This window comes from Pseudomonas sp. GW822-FHT05A08, from assembly GCF_058800485.1.
On sequence record NZ_CM179511.1, the window covers coordinates 5,842,578 to 5,863,828 of the forward strand.

Annotated in this window: 18 protein-coding genes; 2 read left to right on the forward strand and 16 right to left on the reverse strand. The window is 62.0% G+C overall.

Annotated features, from left to right (window positions below; all coding sequences use genetic code 11):
- The first annotated feature begins 137 nt into the window (after nt 1-137).
- Entirely contained in the window at nt 138-1,418 is a 1,281-nt protein-coding gene (locus AC3RCP_RS26285; protein ID WP_492570866.1) for an OprD family porin, read from the forward strand.
- 150 nt (nt 1,419-1,568) lie between these two features.
- Nucleotides 1,569-3,056 (forward strand): sensor domain-containing diguanylate cyclase, encoded by a 1,488-nt coding sequence (locus tag AC3RCP_RS26290; protein WP_101339021.1) that lies wholly within the window; start codon nt 1,569-1,571, stop codon nt 3,054-3,056.
- Between the two features lie 136 nt (nt 3,057-3,192).
- Here the strand turns inward: AC3RCP_RS26290 and lpxC are convergent, their stop codons facing one another.
- From lpxC to mraZ, 16 genes are all read right to left on the reverse strand, one after another.
- Nucleotides 3,193-4,104: a UDP-3-O-acyl-N-acetylglucosamine deacetylase gene (gene lpxC / locus AC3RCP_RS26295; protein WP_009045509.1), complete on the reverse strand. Its 912-nt coding sequence runs from the start codon at nt 4,102-4,104 to the stop codon at nt 3,193-3,195.
- A gap of 112 nt (nt 4,105-4,216) precedes the next feature.
- On the reverse strand, nt 4,217-5,407 hold the full coding sequence (ftsZ, locus tag AC3RCP_RS26300; protein WP_007922129.1) for a cell division protein FtsZ: 1,191 nt from the start codon (nt 5,405-5,407) through the stop codon (nt 4,217-4,219).
- 65 nt (nt 5,408-5,472) lie between these two features.
- On the reverse strand, nt 5,473-6,732 hold the full coding sequence (gene ftsA / locus AC3RCP_RS26305; RefSeq protein WP_007922131.1) for a cell division protein FtsA: 1,260 nt from the start codon (nt 6,730-6,732) through the stop codon (nt 5,473-5,475).
- A gap of 14 nt (nt 6,733-6,746) precedes the next feature.
- Nucleotides 6,747-7,613, reverse strand: coding sequence for a cell division protein FtsQ/DivIB (locus AC3RCP_RS26310; RefSeq protein ID WP_007922133.1), 867 nt, complete (start codon nt 7,611-7,613; stop codon nt 6,747-6,749).
- 4 nt (nt 7,614-7,617) lie between these two features.
- A complete protein-coding gene (locus tag AC3RCP_RS26315; RefSeq protein ID WP_007922135.1) occupies nt 7,618-8,586 on the reverse strand; it encodes a D-alanine--D-alanine ligase in 969 nt (322 codons plus the stop codon).
- Nucleotides 8,583-10,040 (reverse strand): UDP-N-acetylmuramate--L-alanine ligase, encoded by a 1,458-nt coding sequence (gene murC / locus AC3RCP_RS26320; RefSeq protein WP_007922136.1) that lies wholly within the window; start codon nt 10,038-10,040, stop codon nt 8,583-8,585. The genes AC3RCP_RS26315 and murC overlap by 4 nt, the downstream gene beginning before the upstream one ends.
- Entirely contained in the window at nt 10,033-11,103 is a 1,071-nt protein-coding gene (gene murG / locus AC3RCP_RS26325) for an undecaprenyldiphospho-muramoylpentapeptide beta-N-acetylglucosaminyltransferase (protein WP_009050717.1), read from the reverse strand. The genes murC and murG overlap by 8 nt, the downstream gene beginning before the upstream one ends.
- On the reverse strand, nt 11,093-12,310 hold the full coding sequence (ftsW, locus tag AC3RCP_RS26330; protein ID WP_007928477.1) for a putative lipid II flippase FtsW: 1,218 nt from the start codon (nt 12,308-12,310) through the stop codon (nt 11,093-11,095). Before ftsW ends, murG begins: the two co-directional genes overlap by 11 nt.
- Complete coding sequence (gene murD, locus AC3RCP_RS26335) at nt 12,307-13,653, reverse strand: UDP-N-acetylmuramoyl-L-alanine--D-glutamate ligase (protein WP_492570729.1); 1,347 nt, start codon at nt 13,651-13,653, stop codon at nt 12,307-12,309. Before murD ends, ftsW begins: the two co-directional genes overlap by 4 nt.
- Before the next feature lie 5 nt (nt 13,654-13,658).
- Complete coding sequence (gene mraY, locus AC3RCP_RS26340; protein WP_007928475.1) at nt 13,659-14,741, reverse strand: phospho-N-acetylmuramoyl-pentapeptide-transferase; 1,083 nt, start codon at nt 14,739-14,741, stop codon at nt 13,659-13,661.
- Entirely contained in the window at nt 14,741-16,108 is a 1,368-nt protein-coding gene (locus tag AC3RCP_RS26345) for a UDP-N-acetylmuramoyl-tripeptide--D-alanyl-D-alanine ligase (RefSeq protein WP_492570728.1), read from the reverse strand. The genes mraY and AC3RCP_RS26345 overlap by 1 nt, the downstream gene beginning before the upstream one ends.
- A complete protein-coding gene (locus AC3RCP_RS26350) occupies nt 16,101-17,564 on the reverse strand; it encodes a UDP-N-acetylmuramoyl-L-alanyl-D-glutamate--2,6-diaminopimelate ligase (RefSeq protein ID WP_492570727.1) in 1,464 nt (487 codons plus the stop codon). The genes AC3RCP_RS26345 and AC3RCP_RS26350 overlap by 8 nt, the downstream gene beginning before the upstream one ends.
- Nucleotides 17,564-19,288, reverse strand: a complete 1,725-nt coding sequence (locus AC3RCP_RS26355; RefSeq protein WP_177323803.1) for a peptidoglycan D,D-transpeptidase FtsI family protein — start codon at nt 19,286-19,288, stop codon at nt 17,564-17,566. Before AC3RCP_RS26355 ends, AC3RCP_RS26350 begins: the two co-directional genes overlap by 1 nt.
- Complete coding sequence (ftsL, locus tag AC3RCP_RS26360) at nt 19,288-19,581, reverse strand: cell division protein FtsL (RefSeq protein WP_009050721.1); 294 nt, start codon at nt 19,579-19,581, stop codon at nt 19,288-19,290. Before ftsL ends, AC3RCP_RS26355 begins: the two co-directional genes overlap by 1 nt.
- Complete coding sequence (rsmH, locus tag AC3RCP_RS26365) at nt 19,578-20,525, reverse strand: 16S rRNA (cytosine(1402)-N(4))-methyltransferase RsmH (protein WP_053262562.1); 948 nt, start codon at nt 20,523-20,525, stop codon at nt 19,578-19,580. Before rsmH ends, ftsL begins: the two co-directional genes overlap by 4 nt.
- Nucleotides 20,522-20,977, reverse strand: a complete 456-nt coding sequence (mraZ, locus tag AC3RCP_RS26370; RefSeq protein WP_003205355.1) for a division/cell wall cluster transcriptional repressor MraZ — start codon at nt 20,975-20,977, stop codon at nt 20,522-20,524. Before mraZ ends, rsmH begins: the two co-directional genes overlap by 4 nt.
- Between the last annotated feature and the right edge of the window lie 274 nt (nt 20,978-21,251).

Below are 21,251 nucleotides of genomic sequence, written 5' to 3' on the forward strand. Positions count from 1 at the left end.
CCATGTAGAACTACCTGTTTCATTCGTTTCACCCAGAACAAGAAACACCCGAATCGACAATAACAACTGTCATCATTCATCCAAGGAGCTTTTTACCGGTGAAGGTCACTTCAACTCTCAGCCCGTTGTTCATTGCAATGGCTGCAACTATCGCCCCCTGTGTCCAGGCCGCCGACGAGGCCAGCCCCGAAGGCTTCGTCGAAGGCGCAAGCCTCAAGCTCAACGCCCGCAACTACTACATGAATCGCAACCGCCACCAGCAGGCTCCCGACAATATCGAATGGGGCCAGGGTTTCCTGGGAATCTTCGAGTCGGGTTATACCCAGGGCACGGTCGGTTTCGGCATCGATGCCAACGCCATGCTTGGCTTGAAACTCGATGGCGGTGGCGGAACCGACAGCTCGAGCATCCTGCCGGTCAGCGATGGCAGCGGCAAAGCGCCGACCTCGTTTTCCACGGCTGGCACCACCCTGAAAATCCGCGCCTTCGACACCGAGCTCAAGGCCGGCGATCTGTTCCTCAACAATCCGGTGATCGCCGGTGGCCAGAGCCGCATGCTGCCGCAGACCTTCCGCGGGGTCAGCCTGGCCAACCACAGCTTCGACGGCTGGCTGCTCGAAGGCGGCCAGGCCAGCTTCACCAAGCCCTATAACCAGAGCGGCCGCCGACGTATCGACACGGCCTACGGCAAACTGGCGAATGGCGACGAAAGCCGCCACCTGAACTGGGCCGGCGTGGCCTGGAGCGGCGTGCCCGGGCTGACCAGCAGCCTGTACGCCGCCGAACTCAAGAACATCTGGAACCAGTACTACTACGACCTCGACTACAGCTATGCGCTGAACGAGCGGGTGACCCTGAACCCGGGCTTGCACTTCTATCACACCCAGGACACCGGCGACGCGCTGCTGGGCGACATCGACAACAACACCTACAGCCTGCATTTCACCCTGGGCATCGGCCATCACAGCCTCACCGCCGCCTATCAGCGGGTGAACGGCAACACCCCGTTCGACTACATCAACCAGGGCGACAGCATCTACCTGGACAATTCCCAGCAGTATTCGGACTTCAACGGCCCCAACGAGCGTTCGTGGAAACTCAAGTACGCCTACGACTTCGCCGGCCTCGGCCTGCCGGGCCTGACTTCGGCGCTCTCCTACTCGCGCGGCGAGCTGGACCTGACCAAGGTCGACCCGCACAGCCGTGGCTACGCCAACTGGTACAGCGCCGGCGGCGAGCACGCCAGGCACTGGGAACGCGACCTCGACCTCAAGTACGTGGTGCAGGGTGGCAAGGCCAAGGATCTGGCGGTCCGCCTGCAGTGGGCCACCAACCGTGGCGGCAACGGTTATGGGGCGCTGGACAATGACACCGACGAATACCGGGTGATCGTCGATTACCCATTCAATGTGTTCTAAGCGCGAATAAGCAAAAGGCCAGCATCATTTTGCTGGCCTTTTTTTTGTCTGCGATTTATACATGCGCCCGCAGGCGCGATCGGTCTCTGCAACTCTGCTTGCTTCATCCGGAAACACCCCTGAAACGTACACACCGCAGAAGTCAGAACCATGAGTGTGAGTAGTGCGACACCCCGCAACACGACCACTTTGACCCGGTCGGAAAGGATGCTGATTCTTGGAAGCTCACTGATGGTCATCTCCATCCTGAGCATCGTGACCTTCTTGCTGATTCGCGAACGCGGCAGCGCCGAAATGGCCGCCACCCGCGCGGCCTCCAACATCGTGCAATTGATCGACGCCGACGTGCTGCGCAACGTCGAGCTGTACGACGTATCCCTGCGTGGCCTGATCAGCGCCTCGCAACGCGACGACCTGAAACAGGTATCGCCGACCATTCGCCATATGGCGCTGTTCGACCGGGCCACCGCGGCCCCCTACAAGGGCAACATCCTGCTGCTCGACTCGCGCGGCGACGTGCTCGCCGATTCCGCCTCGGTCGAACCGCGCCAGGGCAACTTTTCCGACCGGGAGTATTTCCAGTCCCATGTGAACAACCCTGATCCGGGCATGCTGATCAGCCGACCGTTCCGCGCCCGCCCGCCCGAGCTGGATTGGCGCATCAGTTTCAGCCGCCGGGTGTCCGGCGAGCGCGGGGAGTTCCTCGGCGTGGCCGAAGCGGCCATGCGCCTGGACTACTTCAGCCAATTGTTCAAAAGCCTGAATGTCGGCCGCGACAGCTCGGTCAACCTGATCAGTAGCGACGGTATCCTGCTGGCCCAGGAACCACCGCGAGCGGACAACCTGATCGGCCAGGACTTCAGCCAACGGCCCAATTTCATCCGCATCCTGCGCGAGGGGAACGGCAGCTTCAAAGGCATGTCCAGCACCCAGCAGCCGCGCCTGTATACCTTCTCCCAGGTCGGAGACCTGCCGCTGATCGTGATCGTGGCGCTCTCCAGCAATGAAGTCTTCGCCTCCTGGCAGCGCACCGCGCTGGTGGTCGGCGGCGCCACCGGTGCGCTGTGCCTGGGCCTGCTGTGGCTGACCTGGCTGCTTTGCCGGGAATTGCGCCGCCGCCAGAGCGCCGAGCAGGAACTCGCGCAACTGGCCGCCACTGACGCGCTCACCGGCTTGGACAACCGCCGCAGCCTGGACCAGACCCTGGCCCGCGAATGGGGACGCGCGCAACGCTCCCACAGCGCCCTGTCGCTGCTGATGTTGGACGTGGATCACTTCAAGGCCTTCAACGACCGCTACGGCCACCCGCTTGGCGATGAAGCCCTGCGCATCGTGGCCCGGGTGATCAGTGACAATATCCGGCGCCCCGGCGACCTGGCCGCACGCTACGGCGGCGAAGAGTTCGCCGTGGTCCTGCCGGAGACCGATAACGAAGGCGCCCGGCGTATCGCCGAGCATATCCGCCTGGCGATCGAGCTCCTGCCGCCGATCCGGGACGGCGCCTCGCCGATCACCATCAGCATCGGCCTCAGCACCTGGGCGGGCACGCCGAAGCCCAGCCTGGAAGCGCTGTGCTCGATGGCCGACAAGGCGCTGTACCAGGCCAAGGCCGAAGGGCGAAACCGGGTGGTGGGTTAACCTCATCGCGGGCAAGCCTCGCTCCTACGGGGCCCGTGCTGCCCGCGATAACCTCATCAGCCGCGCAGCAATCTGCAGGCATAAAAAAAGGCCACCCGAAGGCAGCCTTTAAAAACTAAAGGAAAGAGAGTGTTACTTACACGGCCGCAACCGGACGCATGTAAGAGATCGGTGCAGTGCTGGCATCTTCGAAGGTCACGACTTCCCAAGCGTCTTTCTGCTCAATGAGCTTGCGCAGAAGCTGGTTGTTCAGTGCATGGCCCGACTTGAAGCCTTTGAACTCACCTATCAGGCTGTTGCCCAGCAGGTAGAGGTCACCAATTGCGTCGAGGATCTTGTGCTTCACGAATTCGTCTTCGTAGCGAAGGCCGTCCTCGTTCAGTACACCATCCGCGTCGACCACGATGGCGTTTTCCACGCTGCCGCCGAGTGCGAGGTTGTGCTTGCGCAGGTACTCGATATCACTCATGAAACCAAAGGTACGGGCGCGGCTGACTTCCTTCACGAACGAAGTGCTGGAAAAGTCCACGCTTGCACTCTGGGTGCGGTCACGGAAAACCGGGTGATCGAAATCGATCTCAAAGCTCACTTTAAAACCGTCGAAAGGCACGAAAGTGGCGCGCTTGTCGCCGTCTTCCACTGTCACCTCGCGAAGGATGCGGATGAACTTCTTGGCTGCGTCCTGTTCTTCCAGGCCGGCAGATTGAATCAGGAATACGAAGGGTCCAGCGCTGCCATCCATGATCGGGACTTCGGACGCGGAGAGCTCGACGTAGGCGTTATCGATGCCCAGGCCAGCCATGGCCGAGAGCAAGTGCTCCACCGTGTCCACTTTGGTGTCACCGTTGACCAGGGTGGTCGACATAGTGGTTTCACCAACGTTTTCCGCGCGAGCAGGAATCTGCACCACAGGGTCCAGGTCGGCACGACAAAACACAATGCCGGTGTCGACAGGCGCAGGCTTGAGGGTCAGGTAAACCTTCTCCCCGGAGTGCAGGCCTACACCTGTGGCACGGATAATATTCTTCAGGGTGCGTTGTTTAATCATGGCTTGGGCCGCTTCAGCGCAAATTGCGAACTGGTATCAACAAAGGCTGGCGATAATAGCAGACCAGACCTTTGCTGAACACCAATCACCCTAATACCCCTGATACATTCCATCAATCGGCCTGGCGACGCAGGAAAGCCGGGATGTCCAGGTAGTCCAGATCATCTTGCGGATTCAGCTTCGCCGCAGTCGCAGCACTGGCCTGGGCCTGGTTGCGCATGACGGTCGGACGGTCCAGATCACGGTAGTTGACCGACGGCAGTTCCTGACGCGCAGGTGCTGGCGCCTGTGCAGCGGCCATGGAGGTTTGCACGGTATTGTCGATGACCTTCACAGGTTTCTCGATTTTCGCGCCCAGACCTGTGGCAACCACAGTCACGTGCAGCTCGTCGCGCATGTCCGGATCGATAACGGTACCGACCTTGACCATGGCGTGCTCGGAAGCGAAGGCTTCGATGATGCTACCCACGTCGGAGTACTCACCCAGGGACAGGTCGGGACCGGCGGTGATGTTCACCAGGATGCCGCGCGCACCTTGCAGGTTCACGTCTTCCAGCAGCGGGTTGCGGATCGCCGCTTCGGTCGCTTCACGTGCACGGTTAGGACCGCTGGCGCAGCCAGTGCCCATCATCGCCATGCCCATTTCGCTCATCACGGTGCGTACGTCGGCAAAGTCGACGTTGATCATGCCCGGACGCTTGATGATGTCGGAGATACCGCGAACGGCACCGGCCAGGACGTCGTCGGCCTTGGCAAAAGCCGACAGCAGGCTGGCGTCTTTGCCGAGGATGGTCAGCAGCTTTTCGTTGGGAATGGTGATCAACGAATCGACGCTTTCGCTCAGCGCGCGGATGCCTTCATCGGCGATCTGCATGCGCTTGCGGCCTTCGAACGGGAACGGACGGGTCACCACCGCAACGGTGAGGATGCCCATTTCCTTGGCCACTTCGGCGATGATCGGCGCAGCACCGGTACCGGTACCACCGCCCATGCCGGTCGTGATGAACACCATGTTGGTGCCCGCCAGCACTTCAGCGATACGCTCGCGGTCTTCCAGGGCGGCTTGACGGCCGACTTCAGGATTGGCGCCAGCACCCAGGCCCTTGGTCACGCCGGTACCCAGTTGCAGGATGGTCCGCGCGCCGATGTTTTTCAGCGCTTGAGCATCAGTGTTGGCGCAGATGAATTCGACGCCTTCGATGTTGCTCTTGACCATGTGATTGACGGCGTTGCCGCCGCCACCGCCGACACCGATAACCTTGATTACCGGACTTGCGGGGACGTTGTCTACGAGTTCGAACATTTTCCCTCTCCTTTCATTTCTCTAGTTTTTTCGCCTACTGCTTACAACGGTGTTGCGGTAAATCTTCAGAAATTGCCCTGCACCCAGCTCTTGATGCGATCGAGCAAGGCGGCCTTGGGTTCATCGCTGCTGTAGCTGTCTCGGCTACCGATGCCGGAGAACGAGATACCGTCGGACTGCTTCTGCAGCCCGTACAACAGCAAGCCCACGCCGGTGGAGTAGATCGGGTTGCGCACCACGTCGGACAGGCCTTTGACGGTGTGCGGCACGCCCAGGCGGACCGGCATGTGGAAAATCTCTTCGGCCAGTTCGACCGCGCCTTCCATTTTCGAAGTACCGCCGGTCAGCACGATGCCGGCCGGGATCAGGTCTTCGTAGCCGCTGCGACGCAGTTCGGCCTGGATCAGGGTGAACAGCTCGTCGTAACGCGGCTCGACCACTTCGGCCAGGGCCTGGCGGGACAGCTCGCGCGGCGGACGGTCGCCAACGCTTGGCACCTTGATGGTTTCGCCGGCACCGGCCAGCTTGGCCAGGGCGCAGGCATAACGAATCTTGATTTCTTCGGCGTACTGGGTCGGCGTACGCAGCGCCATGGCGATGTCGTTGGTCACCTGGTCGCCGGCAATCGGGATCACCGCGGTATGGCGGATTGCGCCTTCGGTGAAGATCGCGATGTCGGTGGTGCCACCACCGATATCCACCAGGCACACGCCCAGCTCTTTCTCGTCGTCGGTCAGCACCGAATACGCCGAGGCCAGCTGTTCGAGAATGATGTCGTCGATTTCCAGGCCGCAGCGACGCACGCACTTTTCGATGTTCTGGGCGGCATTCACCGCGCAGGTCACCACGTGCACCTTGGCTTCCAGGCGTACGCCGGACATGCCCAGGGGCTCGCGCACGCCTTCCTGGTTATCGATCACGTAATCCTGCGGCAGGGTGTGCAGCACCCGCTGGTCGGCCGGAATCGCCACGGCCTGCGCCGCGTCGAGTACCCGCTCCAGGTCCGCCGAGCTCACTTCGCGATCACGAATCGCCACGATGCCGTGGGAGTTCAGGCTGCGAATGTGATTGCCCGCCACGCCGACGAACGCCGAGTGGATACGGCAACCGGCCATCAGTTGCGCTTCTTCTACCGCGCGCTGGATCGATTGAACGGTGGACTCGATATTCACCACCACGCCCTTCTTCAGGCCGCGCGATGGATGGGTGCCGATACCGACGATTTCCAGCGTGCCATCGGCCGCGACCTCGCCTACCAGCGCCACCACCTTGGAGGTACCGATATCCAGACCGACGATCATTTTGCCGCTTTGCACGTTTGCCATGGTCCTGCCTCTTCTTAATTCTTCGCGACGGCGGGTTGGGCCGTCGTGGGCGCTACAGGTTCCCGCCAGCCGACGGCCAGGCCGTTGGCATAACGCAGATCGATGCGCGCGATGTTCGTAATCTGTTCTTTCAGCGTTTTTTCATAAATGGCAATGAAGCGGCGCATCTTCTCCACCAGGTGATCGCGTCCGAGCAACAGTTCGATACCAGGACCGGCGCTGCCGGCCCCCGTGGTCAGGAACCAGCTGCCGCGCTCGCGCAACTCCAGACGGGCAATGGAGAAACCCATCGGGCGAAGCATCTGGCTCAACACCTGGTACTGCTGCATCACCTGCTGCTGGGCCCGCTGCGGGCCGAACAACTGTGGCAAGTGCTCGTAGTTCGCCAGCTCACGCGGGGTGAAGGCCTGGCCCTGGTTGTTCAACAGCGCCTCGTCGCCCCAACGGGCCACCGGCAACTGCTCTTCCAGGCGAATCACCACCTGGTCCGGCCACACACGCCGTACCTCGGCATGAGCGATCCATGGCATCTGTTCCAGCTCGGTACGCATACTCGCCAGGTCGATGGTGAAGAAGCTCGCCGCGACGTAGGGCGCGATCCGCTGCTGCACCGCCTGCTGGCTGATGTAACTCAGGTCGCCCTGCACCGCGACCTTGGTGATCGGCCGGTCGGCATAGGGCAACAGGCGCTGCGCGCCCTCGTAAGTGCCGAAGCCCAGCGCGACCAGCAGCACCGGCCACATCAGGCTTTTCAGCACGCCAAAGTTGGCTTTCGGCAGGCGCGCCGACATCGGCTCCTTGGCCACCATCCGGCTGGCACCACGCGGCACCGGCTTGCGGCCGGGAGCGGGTTGCTGATGACGTAGCTGGGCGCCTTGCATGGCCTTAACCTCGCGGCTCTGCGTTACTGACGACACTCTCCGCCAGGATGGCCAGAACCAGCTGCTGGAAATCCAGGCCGGCGGCACGGGCCGCCATCGGAACCAGACTGTGATCGGTCATGCCGGGAGCGGTGTTCACTTCCAGGAACCAGAACTGGCCATCAGCGTCCTGCATCACGTCGGCACGCGCCCAACCGGCGATACCGAGCGCCCCGCAGGCTTTCGCCGTCAGGTCCATGAGCTCCTGCTCTTTATTGCTGTCGAGGCCACACGGAATCCGGTACTGGGTATCGGAAGCCAGGTACTTGGCGTCGTAGTCGTAAAACGTGTGGGGCGTGCCCAGGGCGATCGGTGGCAATACCTGGCCGCGCAGCGTGGCGATGGTGAACTCCGGACCTTGAATCCATTGTTCAACCAAGACTTGCGAGTCGTAGGTACTGGCCGCTTTCCATGCGTCGATCAGTTCGGACGCGGATGTCACTTTGGCCATACCAATACTGGAACCTTCATGCGCCGGTTTGACGATCAAAGGCATGCCCAGTTCCGTAGCCGCAGAAATACAATCGGCCTCGGAGCCAAGTACGGCGTGGCGTGGCGTCGGAATACCGAGGCTGTGCCAGACCTGCTTGGTACGCAGTTTGTCCATCGCTAGCGCCGAAGCCAGGATGCCGCTGCCGGTGTAGGGAATGCCCATGCATTCCAGCAGGCCCTGCATGCTGCCGTCTTCGCCGCCACGACCGTGGAGGATGATGAAGGCGCGATCGATCTTCTCGTTCAGCAGGCGCTGCAGGAAGTCGTCACCGACGTCGATGCCGAAGGCGTCCACACCAGCGCTCAGCAAGGCTTCGAGCACGGCGTTACCGGACTTCAGCGAGACTTCGCGCTCGGCGCTCTTGCCGCCGAACAGCACGGCGACGCGACCGAAATCCTTCGGCGCGAGGGTCGAAAACAGAGAGGCGTAGGCGGCGGTCATTTCGACTTCCCCTGACCGGCAGGCACGGCGCCCGCGAACAACGGGCTGCCCAGCAGCTTCGGCGCAAGACCGCCGATATCACCGGCGCCCTGGCACAGCAGGATGTCGCCGGCGCGCAGCAGCGGCTTGACCAGCGGCGCGAGGTCGACCCCACGCTCAATGTAGATCGGGTCCAATTGACCGCGCTGACGGATGCTGTGGCACAGCTGACGGCTGTCCGCCCCCGGGATCGGCTCTTCGCCCGCTGGATAGACTTCCATCAACAGCAGGACGTTGGCGTCCGCCAATACCTGGACGAAATCGTCGTACAGGTCGCGGGTGCGGCTGAAACGGTGCGGCTGGTAGACCATCACCAGGCGACGCTCAGGCCAGCCACCGCGCACGGCCTTGATCACCGCCGCGACTTCGGTCGGGTGGTGGCCGTAGTCGTCCACCAGCATCACATTGCCGCCATCCACCGGCAGTTCGCCGTAGACCTGGAAGCGACGTCCCACGCCCTGGAAGCCCGACAGGCCCTGGACGATGGCTTCATCGCTGATGCCTTCGTCGGTGGCGATGCAGATGGTCGCCAGGGCGTTCAGCACGTTGTGGTTACCCGGCATGTTCACCGAGACATCCAGCGGCTCGCGATCGGGACGCAGCACGGTGAAGAAGGTCTGCATACCCTGCTGGCGTACATTGATCGCGCGCACGTCGGCGCCTTCGTTGAAACCGTAGGTGACGGTCGGACGCTTGACCTGCGGCAGGATCTCGCGCACCACCGGGTCGTCCAGGCACAGCACGGCCAGGCCATAGAACGGCAGGTTGTGCAGGAATTCGACGAAGGTTTTCTTCAGCTTGTTGAAGTCACCGTCGTAGGTCGCCATGTGGTCGGCGTCGATGTTGGTCACCACGGCCACCAGCGGCTGCAGGTGCAGGAAGCTGGCGTCGCTTTCATCGGCTTCGGCGATCAGGTAGCGGCTGGTGCCCAGCTGTGCATTGGTGCCAGCTGCATTCAGCCGGCCACCGATGACGAAGGTCGGGTCCAGGCCACCGGCGGCGAACACCGAGGCCAACAGGCTGGTGGTGGTGGTCTTGCCATGGGTACCGGCAACGGCGACGCCGTGGCGGTAGCGCATCAGCTCGGCGAGCATTTCCGCGCGCGGCACCACCGGGATGCGGCGTTCCAGGGCGGTGGCCACTTCCGGGTTGGAGGTGTTCACGGCGCTGGACACCACCAGTACATCGGCGTTGGCGGCGTTCTCGGCACGATGGCCGATGAAGATCTGCGCACCAAAGGACTCGAGGCGCTCGGTGACCGGCGACGCCTTGAGGTCGGAGCCGGAAACCTGGTAGCCCAGGTTCAGCAGTACTTCGGCGATCCCGCACATGCCCACGCCGCCGATACCGACGAAGTGGATGCGACGGATACGGCGCATTTCCGGTTGTGGCATGGCTTTCTGATTCTCAACCATGGGCCACCTCCAGGCAGATATCGACCACGCTACGGGTGGCATCGGGTTTGGCCAGGCGACGTGCGGCGTCGGCCATGCTGTTGAGTCGTTCCGGTTGCATCAAAACCTCTGTCAGGCGAGCGGCAAGGTCCGCTGCGCCAGTCGTTCTTTGCGGCATCAGGAAGGCAGCGCCTTCACGAGCCAAATAATCGGCATTGCGGGTCTGGTGATCGTCGATGGCGTGAGGCAAAGGCACGAGCATCGAAGGCAGACCGGCGGCAGCCAGTTCACTGACGGTCAACGCACCTGCGCGACAGACCACCAGGTCAGCCCAGCCGTAGGCTTGGGCCATGTCTTTGATGAACGGCTGCACCTGCGCCTCGACGCCGGCGGCGCGATAGCGCTCTGCAGTCACTTCATCGTGGTTTTTGCCGGCCTGATGAAACACTTCCGGACGCAGTTCGGGGGAGACCAGCGCCAGGGCTTCAGGCAGCAACTTGTTCAACGGCTCTGCTCCCAGGCTTCCACCCAGGATCAGCAAACGCGCCTTGCGTCCGGCCAGGGCCTCGCGCGGTGTATCGAGGAACAGCTCGGTGCGCACCGGGTTGCCGGTGGTACGCCGGCTGCTGGAGGCACCAAAGGTGTCCGGGAAAGCTTCGCAGACTCGGGCCGACAACGGCACCAGCAGCCGATTGGCGGTACCGGCGACCGCGTTCTGTTCATGAACGATCACCGGCACGCCGGACAGTTTGGCCGCGACACCGCCAGGGCCGGTCACATAACCGCCAAAGCCCAGCACGCAGACCGGCTTGAGCTGACGGATGATCCGACGCGCCTGCAGCACGGCCTTGAGCAGCACGAATGGCGCCTTGAGCAGCGACAGCTTGCTCTTGCCCCGCAGGCCGCTGACGTTGATCAGGTGCAGCTGCAGGCCGGCATTCGGCACCAGCTCGTTTTCGATACCGCGCGGAGTGCCGAGCCAGTGCACGGTATAACCGCGCGCCTGGAATTCGCGGGCACAGGCCAGCGCCGGGAACACGTGACCGCCGGTGCCACCGGCCATGATCAGCACATTAGCGCCCATGGCTTGGCTCCTCGGCGAAGTCGCTCTCGCTGAACTCCATTTCCTCGCTGCCCAGGTGGGTCCGACTCTCCCACTCGATACGCAGCAACAGGCCCAGACAGGCGCAGCAGATCACCAACGAACTGCCGCCATAACTGAGGAACGGCAAGGTCAGGCCTTTGGTCGGCAGCAGGCCGACATTCACCCCGATGTTGATCAGGAACTGGCCGATCCACAGGAACGACAGGCCATAAGCGACATAGGCGGCAAAGAACTGCTTGGCTTTCTCGGCCCACAGGCCGATGTACATGCCACGGATACAGACGAAGACGAACAGCGCCACCGTGCACAGGGAACCGACGGCGCCCAGCTCTTCGGCCAGGACCGAGAACACGAAGTCGGTGTGGGCTTCCGGCAGGTAGAACTGCTTCTGCACGCTGTTGCCCAGGCCAACGCCCAGCCATTCGCCGCGGCCAAAAGCGATCAAGGCCTGGGACAACTGGTAGCCAGCGCCGAACTGGTCGGCCCAAGGGTCGGCAAAGTTGGTCAGGCGCGCCATTCGATAGGGCTGCATCTGAATCAGCAGGACCACCGCCGCGACCGCCAGGACCACCATCAAGGAGAAACGGAACAGCCCGACCCCACCGAGGAACAGCATCGCCGCCGCCGCCCCCATCATCACCACGGTGGCACCGAAGTCCGGTTCCATCAGCAGCAGGCCAGCCATTGGCAGCAGCACGATGAACGGCTTGAAGAAGCCCATCCAGCTTTCGCGCACTTCTTTCTGGCGACGTACCAGATAACCGGCGAGGTAGATCACCACGAACACCTTGGCAATCTCGGAAGGCTGGACGTTGAAGAAACTGAAACCGATCCAGCGCATCGAACCGTTCACCTCACGGCCGATCCCCGGAATGATCACCATCACCAGCAAACCGAAGGCACCGAGCAGCATCATCCAGCCCAGGCGTTGCCAGGTGGCGATCGGAATCATCATGGTGACGATGCAGGCACCCAGGCCCAGCACCACGTAGATCAGGTGGCGAATCATGTAATACAGGGCGCTGCCCGATTGCACCGCCGCCACTTCGGTGGAGGCCGAGGCGATCATGATCAGCCCGAGGCCAAGCAGCGTCAGGCAGCCGGCGAGCATCGGGAAGTCGAGGTCGACGCCGCGCCCGGTGATGATCGGCGATGGATAAGGCTTGATGATGTCTCTCAGGTTCATGCCAGATCCTCCACGGCGCGGACGAACTGGTGACCACGGTCTTCGTAATTCTTGAACATGTCGAAACTGGCGCAGGCAGGCGACAGCAGCACCACGTCGCCGGACTGGGCGGCGGCACGGCATTGCGCCACGGCGTCGACCAGGGAGCCGACACGAATCAGCGGCACGGCCTCGCCGATGGCCTCGCCGATCTTGTCGGAATCGCGGCCCATCAGGATCACGGCGCGGCAGTTGGCCGCCACCGGATCGCGCAGGTCCTTGAACTCGGCACCCTTGCCGTCGCCACCGGCGATCAGCACGATCTTGCCTTCGATATCCGCGCCCAGGCCTTCGATGGCCGCCAGTGCGGCGCCGACGTTGGTGGCCTTGGAGTCGTTGTAATACCCCACGCCATCCAGGTCACGAACCCATTGGCAGCGGTGCTCGAGGCCGGCGAAGGTGCGCAGGGCCGAGAGCATGGCATCGAACGGCAGGCCGACCGCATGTCCCAGGGCCAGCGCCGCCAGGGCGTTGGACTGGTTATGGGCGCCACGGATCTTCAGCTCGCGCACCGGCATCAGGTTCTGGAATTCGAAGGCCAGGTATTTCTCGCCATTCTCTTCACGCAGGCCGAACGCCTTGAAATCGGGTTTGCTCAGGCCAAAGGTCCAGCACGGCAGGCCTTCGCCGATCAATGGCCGAGTCAGGGCATCCTGGCGGTTGAACACCACTTGCCGGGCGCCACGGAAGATCCGGTGCTTGGCCAGGTGATACGCCGGCAGGCCGCTGTAGCGGTCCATATGGTCTTCGCTGATGTTCAGCACGGTGGCCACTTCGGCCCCCAACTGGTCGGTGGTTTCCAGCTGGAAGCTGGACAGCTCCATGACATACAGCTCGACGTCGTCGCTGAGCAGGTCCAGGGCCGGCGTGCCCAGGTTGCCGCCCACGGCGACCCGCTTGCCCGCCGCCGCAGCCATTTCCCCCACCAGGGTGGTCACGGTGCTTTTCGCGTTGGAACCGCTGATGGCGACGATCGGCGCCTTCGCGTTACGCGCGAACAGCTCGATATCGCCGGAGAGTTTCACCCCACGGGCGGCGGCGGCTTGCAGGGCCGGGGTCGCCAGGGCCAGGCCGGGGCTCACGTAGAGCTCGTCGGCACGGCACAGGAAGTCGACGTCCAGCTCGCCACAACGCACTTCCACATGCGGATAGTCACGGCACAGCGTGGCCAGTTCCGGTGGATTTTCCCGCGTATCGGCGACGGCAAACGACACGCCCCGGTTCGCCAGGAAGCGAACCAGGGACATGCCGCTCTTGCCGAGGCCGACAACGATGCGGAAGTGGTCAGAAGCGATCAGAGACACTCGTTCTACCTCAGCTTCAGGGTGGCAAGGCCGATCAGCACGAGAATCACGGTGATGATCCAGAAACGGACGATCACACGCGGCTCGGGCCAGCCCTTGAGTTCAAAGTGGTGGTGAATCGGCGCCATGCGGAAGACACGACGACCGGTCAACTTGAAGGAGGCCACCTGAATGACCACCGACAGGGTTTCCATCACGAACACGCCGCCCATGATGAACAGGACGATTTCCTGGCGAACGATCACCGCGATGGTGCCCAGGGCCGCGCCCAGCGCCAGCGCGCCGACGTCGCCCATGAAGACTTGTGCCGGGTAAGTGTTGAACCACAAGAAACCGAGCCCGGCGCCGATCAGCGCGCCGCAAAACACAATCAGTTCACCCGCGCCCGGAACGTAAGGAATCAGCAGGTACTCAGCGAATTTCACGTTACCCGACAGGTAGCAGAAGATACCCAGGGCGCCGCCTACCATCACGGTCGGCATGATCGCCAGGCCGTCGAGGCCATCGGTCAGGTTGACCGCGTTGCTGGAGCCGACGATCACGAAATAGGTCAGGACCACGAAGCCGATACCCAGCGGAATACTGACGTCCTTGAGCATGGGGATCAGCAAGGTGGTTTCGACCGGGGTTTGTGCGGTGACGTACAGGAAGATCGCCGCGCCCAGGCCAAATACCGACTGCCAGAAGTACTTCCAGCGGCTAGGCAAGCCACGGGAGTTCTTCTCGATTACCTTGCGATAGTCATCGACCCAGCCGATGGCGCCGAACAGCAGGGTGACCAGCAACACCACCCACACATAACGGTTGCTCAAGTCGGCCCAAAGCAGGGTGCTGATACCGATTGCCGAAAGAATCAACGCGCCGCCCATGGTCGGAGTACCCGACTTGGAGAGGTGCGATTGCGGACCGTCATTACGCACGGCCTGGCCGATCTGACGGGTCTGCAGAGTGCGGATCATCCACGGCCCCAGCCACAAGGACAGCACCAGTGCAGTCAGTACCCCGAGAATCCCGCGCAGGGTCAGGTACTGAAAGACCGCGAAGCCTTTGTAGAACTGTTGCAGGTACTCCGCTAGCAGCAGCAGCATCAATGTTTCTCCGTGCTGGAACCACACAAAGCCGCGACGATGTTTTCCATCACCGCGCTGCGCGATCCCTTGATCAAAATAGTGGTGTTTGTATCTTGCTCGGCGCCCAGGGCTGCAATCAGCTCGGCCTGGCTGGCGAAGTGTCGGGCGTGCTCACCGAAGGCGGCGACCGCGTGGGCCATCATTGGACCCACGGCATAGAGCGCCGACACCTTGCCGGCGGCATAAGCACCCACTTCGCGGTGCCCCTGCTCCGCCCAATCGCCCAACTCGCCGATCTCTCCGAGCACCAGGACGGTGCGACCGGAAAAGCCGGCGAGTATATCAACGGCCGCGCACATTGACGTGGGGTTCGCGTTATAGGTGTCGTCGATTACCCGCATACCGTTTTTCGCCAGCTGGGCGACAGTGCGGCCCTTGACCGGCTGCACCGCGTTGAGCCCGGTGGCGATGCCGAACAACGACACGCCCAGGGCATGCGCGGCAGCGGCAGCGGCCAGGGCATTGGCAACGTTATGGGTACCCAGCAGGTTCAACTGGACACGCTCGGAACCGTTGCCCGCGTGCAGGGTGAAGTTCGGACAGCCACGGGCATCGCGCTGGATATCCGAGGCGTAAAAGTCGGCGGCATTGTTGGTCAGGGCAAAACTCAGCACCTGACGGCCAGCGGCGCGGGCTTTCCAGATCGGGAAGGCCTTGTCGTCGAGGTTGAGCACAGCGATACCGGAAGCATCCAGCCCTTCAAGGATCTCGCCCTTGGCCTCGACGATTTTCTCCGGCCCGCCAAACTCGCCCACATGAGCGGTACCGGCATTATTGATGATGGCGACCTGCGGCTTGCTCATCGCCACGGTGTAGGCAATTTCGCCGATGCGCGAAGCCCCCAGCTCGATCACGGCCGCGGTGTGCTCCGGGGCCAGTTCCAGCAGGGTCAAGGGCGCGCCCAGGTCGTTGTTCAGGTTGCCGCGTGTGGCAAGCACCGGCCCGCGCGTGCGCAGGATGCTCGCAAGCATTTCCTTGACTGTGGTCTTGCCGCTGGAGCCGGTAATCGCCGCTACCGGCTTGGTGAAAGCCGCGCGATTCAACGCCCCCAGTTGGCCGAGCGCCTGCCGGGTATCGCTGACCAGCAGCTGCGGCAGCGTGCTGTCTGGCACTTCGCGTTCGACCAGGGCCCCGACGGCGCCTTTGGCGGCGACTTCATTCAGGTAGTCGTGCCCGTCGAAACGTGGGCCGGCCAGGGCAATAAAGAGTTGGCCCGGCTTGATCGCCCGGCTGTCGATGCTCACGCCATCGAAGCCGCAATCGCCAGCCAGCAGGCGCCCCGCCAGCGGTCCGCTCAGTTCACTGAGTTTCAGGGCCTTAAGCATGGGCCACCTCCCACGCGGTCAGCGCTCGATCGGCTTCCACCAGGTCGGAGAAGTCGAGACGCACGCCATTGATTTCCTGATAGTCCTCATGACCTTTACCGGCCAGGACAATCACGTCGTCCACCGAAGCGCCGGCGACCAACTGGGCGATGGCCAGGCCGCGACCGGAAACGAACTCGACCTTGTCCACTGCGCTAAAGCCGGCACGAATGTCGTCGAAAATCTGCGCCGGATCTTCCGTGCGCGGGTTGTCGTCGGTGACCAGCACGCCGTCGGCCAGGCGCTCGACCACTTCCGCCATCAGCGGACGCTTGCCGCGATCGCGATCGCCGCCGCAGCCGAACAGGCACAGCAAACGGCCCTTGGCATGGGGACGCAGGGCCAGCAATACCTTTTCCAGGGCATCCGGGGTATGGGCGTAATCGACCACCACCAGCGGTTGCGAACCACCGCCCAGGCGCTGCATGCGACCGGCCGGGCCTTCCAGTTTCGGCAGTACGTGAAGGATTTCGTCGAGGGCGTAATCCAGGCCGAGCAAGGCGCCGACAGCGGCCAGCACGTTGCTCAGGTTGAAACGACCGAGCAAGGTGCTACGCAGATGATGTTCGCCCTGCGGAGTCACCAGGGTTGCACGCACGCCTTCGTCGTCGAATTGCGCTTCGCGGCAGTACAGATAGGCCCGCGGATCCTTGAGACTGTAGGTAATCAACCGCGAATCCTGTTCGTCACTGGCCAGCAGCCGACCGAAGTCATCGTCGAGGTTGATGACACGGCACCCCAGATCGGTCCAGCCGAACAGCTTGGCCTTGGTGGAGCCGTAGGCTTCCATGGTGCCGTGATAATCCAGATGATCGCGAGACAGATTGGTCAGCACCGCCACGTCAAAGGCCAGAGCACTGACTCGCCCCTGGTCCAGACCATGGGACGACACTTCCATCGCCACGGCCTTGGCGCCGGCCTTTTTCAGGTCGGCCAGGGTGGCCTGCACGGCAATCGGGTTCGGCGTGGTATGCATGCCGCTTTGCAGCGCGCCATAAAAACCGCTGCCGAGGGTGCCGACAATGCCGCAGTGCTGGCCCAGCAGATCGAGTGCCTGCGCCACCAACTGGGTCACGCTGGTCTTGCCGTTGGTACCGGTCACCCCGATCAGGTTGAGGTTGCGGCTCGGGTCGCCATAAAAACGCCCGGCGATATCCGACAGCTGCGCCGCCAGGCCTTTGACCGGAATCAGCGGCACATCGGTAATCGGCAGGACGGTCGCGCCTTCGACTTCATAAGCCACCGCAGCCGCACCGCGCTGCAAGGCGTCGGCGATGTGCGCACGACCATCGAACTTGCCGCCAGGCACCGCGAGAAACAGATCGCCGGCGCGCACATTACGGCTGTCCAGAGTCAGTTCACGAATCAGCAGATCACGACCAGCGTGGGCGAAAATTTTGTTCAGGCTAAGAGACATCAGCCGCGCCCTCCTTTAGCTGGTGCCGCATTGGCTTGTTGGGTAGGTGGCAGGTTGTCCGGCGAGATATTCATCAGACGCAGGGTGCCGGACATCACTTTGCTGAACACCGGCGCCGATACCAGACCACCGAAGTAACCAGCCTTGCTCGGCTCGTCGATCACCACGACGATGGCGTAGCGCGGATCGCTCATCGGGCCGAAACCGGCGAACAGGGAGCGGTAGGAGTTCTCGGCATAACCCTTGGTACCGACCGAAGTCTTACGCGCAGTACCACTCTTGCCGGCCACGTGATAAGCCGGTACCTGGGCACGGAACACGCCACGCGGCGCCTCGATCACCTGCTGCAACATGCCTTGCATGGTCTTGGCGACCTTTTCCGGAATCACCTGGGCGGTTTCCGGTGTCCTGTCGGTTTTGATCAGAGTCAGCGGAGCGATGCGACCGTTATTAGCCAGGGCCGAGAAGGCGTGAACCAGCTGGATCGCGGTCACCGAAATGCCGTAGCCATACGACAGTGTGGCTGTCTCGGCCTTGCGCCATTCACGATAATTCGGCAGGTTGCCGACACGTTCGCCCGGGAAGCCGAGGCCGGTGTCCTGGCCAAGACCGATTTTCTGGGCCAGGCGGAAGATGGCTTCGCCACCGATATCGAAGGCGATCTTGCTCATGCCGACGTTACTGGAATTGATCAGAATCCCGGTCAGGTCGAGTACCGCGCCTTCACTCTTGGATACGTCACGAATGGTGTATTTGCCGATCTGCAGCGTGCCTGGATAAACCTCGACGGTGTCGCTCGGTTTCCAGCGGCCGGTTTCCAGCGCCGCGCTCATGGAGATGGCTTTCATGGTCGAACCCGGCTCGAACACGTCGATCATGGCGCGGTTGCGCATCATCGCCGGTTGCAGGTTGCGACGATTGTTCGGGTTGTAGGTCGGCTGATTGACCATGGCCAGGATCTCGCCGGTCTTCACGTCCATGATGACCAGGCTGCCGGCCTTGGCGCCGTTCTCGACGATGGCGTTGCGCAGCTCGCGGTTGGCCAGGTATTGCAGGCGCAGGTCAATCGACAACGCCAAGGGCTTGCCGGCCTTGGCGTTTTTGGTGACCTGGACATCCTTGATCAGTCTGCCGCGCCGGTCCTTGATGACCTGGCGCTTGCCCGGAACTCCGGCGAGCCACTCGTCATAAGCCAGTTCGACCCCTTCGCGGCCGCGATCGTCGATGTCGGTAAAGCCGACCATATGCGCGGTCACTTCGCCGGCCGGGTAGAAGCGCCGGAACTCTTCGATGCCATACACCCCCGGCACTTTGAGATCGAGAACTTGCTGGCCCTGCTCGGGCGTCAGGCCGCGCACCAGGTAGATGAATTCTTTATTGGCTTGCGCTTCAAGGCGCTCAGCCAGCGCCTTGGGGTCTTGTCCCAAGGCAGCAGCCAATGCCGGCCACTTGTCCTTGGCCAGCTGCATTTCCTTGGCGTTGGCCCACAGGGTGGTCACTGGCGTACTGACGGCCAGCGGCTCGCCGTTACGGTCGGTGATCAAGCCACGGTGAGCCGGGATCGGAATATGCCGAACGCTGCGCGCATCGCCCTGCCCCTTGAGGAAGTCGCGATCGACGACCTGCAGGTCGATGATGCGCCAGGCGATCGCCGCCACCATGATACCGAGCAAGCCCAGCACCAGGCGGAACCGCCAGGGGAAGAGTGCGCCTTCAAGCTTCATCATGGCGCCACCATCTGGACTTCTGCTGCGCCGGGAATGCGCATTTTCAGTTGCTCGGTGGCCAGCACTTCGATCCGGCTATGGGCGGTCCAGGTGCTTTGCTCGAGAATCAGCCGTCCCCACTCCGCTTGTGCCTTGTCACGCACACTCAACTCGCCGTACAGCGTGTTGAGCAGTTGGCGATTCCAGTGGGCGCTATAGGACACCGCAATCGCGGACACCAGGACGCCGATGAACAGCAGAAGCATGAAAAAGCTTCCGCCTGGAAGTGGCTTGGCGAAAAGCTTGCTCACCGCAGCTTCTCCGCAACGCGCATGACAGCACTACGGGAACGCGGGTTGGCCTTGAGCTCGGCATCGGAGGCCGTCTGCGCTTTGCCATGGACTTTGATTTTCGGCTCGAAAGCCACATGGCGCACCGGCAGGTTGCGAGGCAGGTTGTCCGCCTCGCCCTTCACCAGCTTGCGCATGAACAGTTTGACGATGCGGTCTTCCAGCGAGTGGAAACTGATGACCACCAGACGGCCGCCGACCTCCAGGCATTCCAGCGCGGCTTCGAGGCCGGCTTCCAGATCGCCCAGTTCGTTGTTGACATGAATGCGCAGCCCCTGGAACGCACGGGTTGCCGGGTTCTTGCCCTTTTCCCAGGCCGGGTTGGCGACTTTCAAGACTTCCGCCAGGTCGGCGGTACGTTCGAACGGCTTGATGTCGCGGCGCTCAGCCACGGCGCGGGCCATACGACCGGAGAAACGCTCTTCGCCGTATTCCTTGAATACACGGGCGATTTCTTCCACCGGCGCGGTGTTGACGAACTCCGCCGCGCTGATGCCGCGGGACGGGTCCATGCGCATATCCAGGGGACCATCATTGAGAAAACTGAAGCCGCGCTCAGGATCGTCGAGCTGCGGCGAAGACACACCCAGGTCGAGCAGCACGCCGCTGACCTTGCCATCCAGGCCGCGCTCGGCCACTTCCGAGCCCAGTTCGGCAAAGCTGCGCTGCACAACGACAAAGCGGCCGTCTTCGGCCGCTAGCGCTTGCCCGGTGGCAATCGCTTGAGGATCTTTGTCGAATCCGAGCAGCCGACCATCCGGCCCAAGCTTGCTGAGGATCAGACGACTATGACCACCGCGACCGAAGGTGCCATCCAGATAGCAGCCATCAGGACGTACGGCGAGAGCCTCGACGGCTTCGTCAAGCAGTACGGTGATGTGGTTAAAGCCGCTATCAATAGTCACAGGATCAAATCACGCAGTTCATCAGGCATGGCGCCCGGTTGTTGAATAGCTGCCAGGTCCGCTGCGGAAACAGCATTCCAGGCATCCTCGTCCCACAGTTGGAACTTGTTCAATTGGCCTACCAACATTGCGCGCTTATCCAACTTGGCATATTCGCGCAGACGCGGCGGAACCAGAAAACGACCACTGCCATCGAGTTCGAGGTCGACGGCATTACCAATCAGCAAACGCTGCAAGCGACGGTTTTCTTCACGTAGCGAAGGCAGCGCACGCAGCTTGGTTTCAATAATTTCCCACTCGTCGAGGGGGTAGACACACAAACACGGATCAACGGCATCAATAGTGACGATAAGTTGCCCGGAACTACGCGAAACGAGCTCGTCACGGTACCGGCTCGGCATGGCGAGACGGCCCTTTGCGTCGAGACTGATAGCGTTAGCTCCGCGAAACACGTCAGCGTTTCTCCAAATTTTAGCGTTTTACGTCCAAAAAACCCACTTCATGCCACTTTCCGCCACTTGCGCACACTATAGGAATGCGCCCACCACACCGTCAAGGCACGGAGCGACGGAAAAGCCTTATAGAACGGAGATTTAGGAGACTAAAAGGAGGGGTAACGGGAATTTGGCGAAGGATTTGGCGCAATAACTTCAATCAGCTCAAGAAGCTGTATCGCGAAGTTAAAGTAATTTGTTAAGAGTAAGATCTTTTCGGTATTACAAAAGC

Bases quoted from the DNA above. Each gene is read 5' to 3' on its own strand.
- AC3RCP_RS26345 (WP_492570728.1), bottom strand. From the start codon at position 16,108: ATGCTTAAGGCCCTGAAACTCAGTGAACTGAGCGGACCGCTGGCGGGG.
- AC3RCP_RS26355 (WP_177323803.1), bottom strand. From the start codon at position 19,288: ATGAAGCTTGAAGGCGCACTCTTCCCCTGGCGGTTCCGCCTGGTGCTG.
- AC3RCP_RS26310 (WP_007922133.1), bottom strand. From the start codon at position 7,613: ATGCAAGGCGCCCAGCTACGTCATCAGCAACCCGCTCCCGGCCGCAAG.
- ftsZ (WP_007922129.1), bottom strand. From the start codon at position 5,407: ATGTTCGAACTCGTAGACAACGTCCCCGCAAGTCCGGTAATCAAGGTT.
- lpxC (WP_009045509.1), bottom strand. From the start codon at position 4,104: ATGATTAAACAACGCACCCTGAAGAATATTATCCGTGCCACAGGTGTA.
- murC (WP_007922136.1), bottom strand. From the start codon at position 10,040: ATGGTTGAGAATCAGAAAGCCATGCCACAACCGGAAATGCGCCGTATC.
- ftsA (WP_007922131.1), bottom strand. From the start codon at position 6,732: ATGGCAAACGTGCAAAGCGGCAAAATGATCGTCGGTCTGGATATCGGT.
- AC3RCP_RS26350 (WP_492570727.1), bottom strand. From the start codon at position 17,564: ATGTCTCTTAGCCTGAACAAAATTTTCGCCCACGCTGGTCGTGATCTG.
- mraY (WP_007928475.1), bottom strand. From the start codon at position 14,741: ATGCTGCTGCTGCTAGCGGAGTACCTGCAACAGTTCTACAAAGGCTTC.
- murG (WP_009050717.1), bottom strand. From the start codon at position 11,103: ATGGGCGCTAATGTGCTGATCATGGCCGGTGGCACCGGCGGTCACGTG.
- AC3RCP_RS26315 (WP_007922135.1), bottom strand. From the start codon at position 8,586: ATGACCGCCGCCTACGCCTCTCTGTTTTCGACCCTCGCGCCGAAGGAT.
- AC3RCP_RS26290 (WP_101339021.1), top strand. From the start codon at position 1,569: ATGAGTGTGAGTAGTGCGACACCCCGCAACACGACCACTTTGACCCGG.
- AC3RCP_RS26285 (WP_492570866.1), top strand. From the start codon at position 138: ATGGCTGCAACTATCGCCCCCTGTGTCCAGGCCGCCGACGAGGCCAGC.
- ftsW (WP_007928477.1), bottom strand. From the start codon at position 12,310: ATGAACCTGAGAGACATCATCAAGCCTTATCCATCGCCGATCATCACC.